We start from the raw sequence: 4062 nt of genomic DNA, 5'->3' as shown, positions 1-4062 counted from the left end.
TTTATCTATTTCTCCCCCGCCGCAAAAACCAGCCCCAGGATATCGCTTATTCCGCCGGCAGCGGCTTGGCCGCGGATCTGGCAGCAGTCATCCTGCTGACGCCATTTTACGGACTGCCGTTTTTAATCAACGGGGGTGCGCTGCAGGCTGTAACCGGATGGTGGCCGATTACTGCGGCCATGTGGCTTTTGGCGGCTATTGCCGCAATGCTCTTCTATTACAACGCCTGGAGCAGCTCTTTCCGCATTGAGCTGACCCCTGAGGCCTTGTACCTGGTGTCCTTTAAGGGCGTACGGGCATATTCCTTCAATGAAATAAGCGCAGCCGAAGTGGTGACTTTGCGTAATCCGGGCTGGTTCCGCAAACTATTTCTGGGCTTTGCCCTGTTGTCCCTGCTGGGGGGACGAAGCTCCCCACAGCCGGCTGGCAGCGCTTTGCTGGCCGCCACCGCTTCATACGGAGGGTTGGAAATCAAAGGCAGAATGGGCAAACCATTGTATATTTGGTTTACAGACCAGCACGGCAGTGTGATCATCAATAATTTCGACCGGGTTACTGAAGCCTTGGCAGTCTCCGGAGTGCATATAGTCCAGGAGGCACGGGAAGTGGAAGGCTTCTCTATGTTCATGTGACGAGGCGCGGTTTTCTTCCGCAACAGCAGCATTTCCATCCTGCGCTGAGACTGCCCGTAAGCTGTAAGGGCTGCCCGTATAAACATAGATAAGTTGTAAACGGATTATATTCAACAATCAGGAAAGTGAGGAAACAACAATGCTAGGTGGACTTATTACGATCGGGGTTTTGGTGCTTTTTATAGGGGTATTTCTGGTTGCCACTTATAACGGGTTGGTGCAATTGCGGCAAAGGGTGCAGAACGCCTGGTCCCAGGTGGATGTACAGCTGAAACGGCGCTATGATTTAATACCCAATCTGGTCAACGCGGTCAAAGGTTATGCCCAGCATGAAAAAGCTACTCTGGAGAATGTCACCCAGGCCAGGAACATGGCGATAGCAGCAAGCAATGTGCGCGATCAGGCCCAAGCCGAGAATATGCTCAGCGGCGCATTGAAGTCGCTGTTTGCGGTGGCGGAAGCCTACCCGGAGCTGAAAGCCAACACCAACTTTTTGCAACTGCAGGCGGAGCTCAGTGACACTGAAAGCAAGATCGCCTTTTCGCGCCAGTTCTACAATGATACCGTGCAGAAATTCAACACCAAAATCGAACTGTTTCCCAACAACCTGGTAGCGGGAATGCTGGGTTTTCAGATGGTAGATTATTTCACCCTGCAGGGCGAACCTGCCGCCCGGCAGGCGGTTCAGGTGCAGTTTTAAGGGGTGCCGGACATGATGCATATTGACAGACAAATTCAGTGGCCTATCAGGATTATTCCGTTGGCGATGCTGCTGGCCATCCTTCTGCCGCTGACCTTCCTGGCCGATACGGCGCAAGCCCGTTCACTGGACATGGAAAAAGTCATCATCGATGCGGAATTGCTGCCAGATGCCAGCATGCAGGTGACGGAGCACTTGACCATCGATTTTTCCGGGCAATGGAACGGCTTTAACATCGCCATTCCCCGGGGCAGCAGTCCTATCCAGGAAGTATCGGTGAGCGAAAAGGGGCAGCCCTATACCTTCAATCCGGGCAAGGATTACGGGCCTCCCGGAACCTATCTCACCAAGATCGAAAACAACAACATGGTCATCGATTGGAGCGTATCCGCCAAGGACGAAACCCGCACCTTCGATGTTTCCTATCGGGTGATGAATGCGGTCAAGATTCACGATGATGTCGCCGAACTATACCGCAAATTCATCGGCAACAGCAATCAGGAAAAAATTGCCCAGGTAAAAGTCAACCTGATACTGCCCGCAGGCGCTGAGAATTATAAACAGGGCGAAGATATCAGAATCTGGGGGCACGGGCCACTGCAGGGGGAGGTGGATTTTGCCGGAGCCAATCTGGTCACCTGGCAGACTAAGAATCTGCCCGCCCGCACTTTTGTAGAAGGCCGGGTGGTTATGCCCACGGCCTTGTTCCCGGCAGCCTCCGCCCAACTGCGCACCCGGCAGACGGCTCTGCCGGGAATACTGGCCCAGGAAGAAGGCTGGGCTAAGCAGGCCAATCAGGAACGAATGGCGGCCCGGGCAGAGTATGCCGGCGGGGCAGGCATTATTGCCGTGGCCCTGGGCATGATTTTTTGGCTGCGGCAAAAATATGGACGCAAGTATCAGACCCAATTCCAGGGTGACTATTATCGCGACCTGCCGGGAAGTTACAGTCCGGCAGAACTGAGCGTATTGTGGAATTTCAGGAAAATCAAGGCCCAGGACCTGACCGCCACCATATTGGATCTGGCCCGGCGCAAATTTCTGTATCTGGAGGAGGACACCCGGGAAGTCCGCAAATTTTTGGGCACCAAAGAAGTGACGACCTATCTGATCAGCTTTATGCCCGCACCCGAGCCGGCCATGCTGAGAAAACCCGAAGAGGCAGAACTAAGGCCTCATGAACAGCAGCTGCTCAGCTTCCTGCAGAATGACATTGGCGGAGGCAGAGGATACATCTATCTGAGTGAAATAGAGAATTATGCTCAAAAATACGGGCAAGCCTTTCATGCGTTCTGGCAGGAGTGGCAAACGGAATTGATCGATCAGGGAGAAAACCTGGACTTCTTTGATAACAGCGGCAACATGCCTCTCTTTACAGTATTACTGGGGCTGGGCCTGCTCATTCTGGGCAGTTCGCTGGTTGCCAAAGCAGGAGTAATAGGCGCTGCGCTGATAATAGCCGGAGCCTTGTTTCTTTTCATACCCCGGCTGTTTAAGCGGCGCACCCTTACCGGGCAGGAGGATTATGTTCGCTGGCAGGCCTTTAAGAAATTCTTGCAGCATTTTTCCGAAATGGAACGCCATGAGATCCCCAGCCTGATCATCTGGGAACACTACCTGGTTTATGCCGTGACTCTGGGAGTAGCCAAAGAAGTCATCAAGCAGCTGGAGCTGGTGTTCCCCAATATGCAGGAAGGCGACCATCAGTTTGGCTACGGATGGATGAGTTACGGCGCTTATGGGAGCATGAGCGCCCTGCATCATTCCTTCGACGGCATCGAGAGCTCTTTCGAACGGGCCCTGCAATCAGCGCAGAAGGCGGTTAGCAAGACCTCATCCGGCTCCGGCGGCGGGGGCGGATTCTCTTCCGGTGGTGGCGGCGGCGGGGGCGGCTCCAGTTATGGCGGCCGCTAGGCATCAAAAACTCTGTTGATTGGAGCGCGATGATACTACGACGACAGCCCCGGGCGTGAGGGGATAACGAAAGGAGGGATTGCATGCGTTGCCCCCATTGCGGAGCGGACTCAGCCAAAAACATAAAATTCTGTACCGAATGCGGCAGTGCCTTACCGGCTTATGCGGAAGAGACCCGGCAACAAGAGACCCGGATCTTGATCGGTTATTCAGATCGTATCAATGATCCCGCCTTTGCCAGATATATGCGCAACTCCAAAGTATGGTCATTTTCCTTTGCCGCTGTTTTAGCCCTTATCGCCATCGTGGGTTTCTACATATACGGTGAAAGCAGCCCGGAAATGGATAACCCCGAAGCATTATACATCGGCCTGGGCATCGGCGGGATGTTCCTACTGATCGCGCTTTTCCAGACCATTGGCAGAAGCCGGAGCAAAACCTGGGATGGAGTCGTAGTCGACAAAAAGATTGAGAAAAAAAGACGCCAGAAAGGTTCCGGGAATGATCGGTATTGGGTCAACTATACTTTATATACAGTCGTCATCAAGACCGACCGGGGCCAATTTCATGAAGTGAGGGTTGAAGATGATGATACCGTCTATAATTACTATCAGATCGGCGACAGAGTACGGCACCATAAAGGGTTAAATTCCCTGGAAAAATACGATAAATCCGGTGACAGCATTATTTTCTGCAACGCTTGTGCCAGTTTAAACGATATAGCCGATGACAGCTGTTTCCGTTGTCATTGTCCTCTGCTCAAATGAGATGGCGCAGATGCGCTGCTGGATCAGGTGAGGTTTTTTTAAACCAAGC

4 protein-coding genes are annotated in these 4062 nt (G+C 52.9%); all 4 read left to right on the top strand.

The genetic code is table 11. The features are described from left to right. Nucleotides 1–632, top strand: a 632-nt coding sequence (locus B3W37_RS14440) for a hypothetical protein (protein ID WP_483176218.1), incomplete at its 5' end; no start/stop codon positions are given. 139 nt (nt 633–771) lie between these two features. Beyond that, nucleotides 772–1332, top strand: coding sequence for a LemA family protein (locus B3W37_RS14435; RefSeq protein WP_483176217.1), 561 nt, complete (start codon nt 772–774; stop codon nt 1330–1332). Nucleotides 1333–1344: 12 nt separating this feature from the next. Continuing rightward, complete coding sequence (locus tag B3W37_RS14430; RefSeq protein ID WP_483176216.1) at nt 1345–3246, top strand: DUF2207 domain-containing protein; 1902 nt, start codon at nt 1345–1347, stop codon at nt 3244–3246. Nucleotides 3247–3329: 83 nt separating this feature from the next. Further along, nucleotides 3330–4013 carry a hypothetical protein gene (locus B3W37_RS14425; protein ID WP_483170339.1) on the top strand — a complete coding sequence of 228 codons (684 nt, stop codon included), beginning with the start codon at nt 3330–3332 and terminating at the stop codon, nt 4011–4013. The last annotated feature ends 49 nt before the right edge of the window (nt 4014–4062 follow it).

The sequence above is a fragment of the Syntrophomonas sp. UBA5494 genome (genome assembly GCF_002426325.1).
Note: the sequence above shows the minus strand (reverse complement) of the source record. Positions and strands in the feature narration are given on the sequence as shown.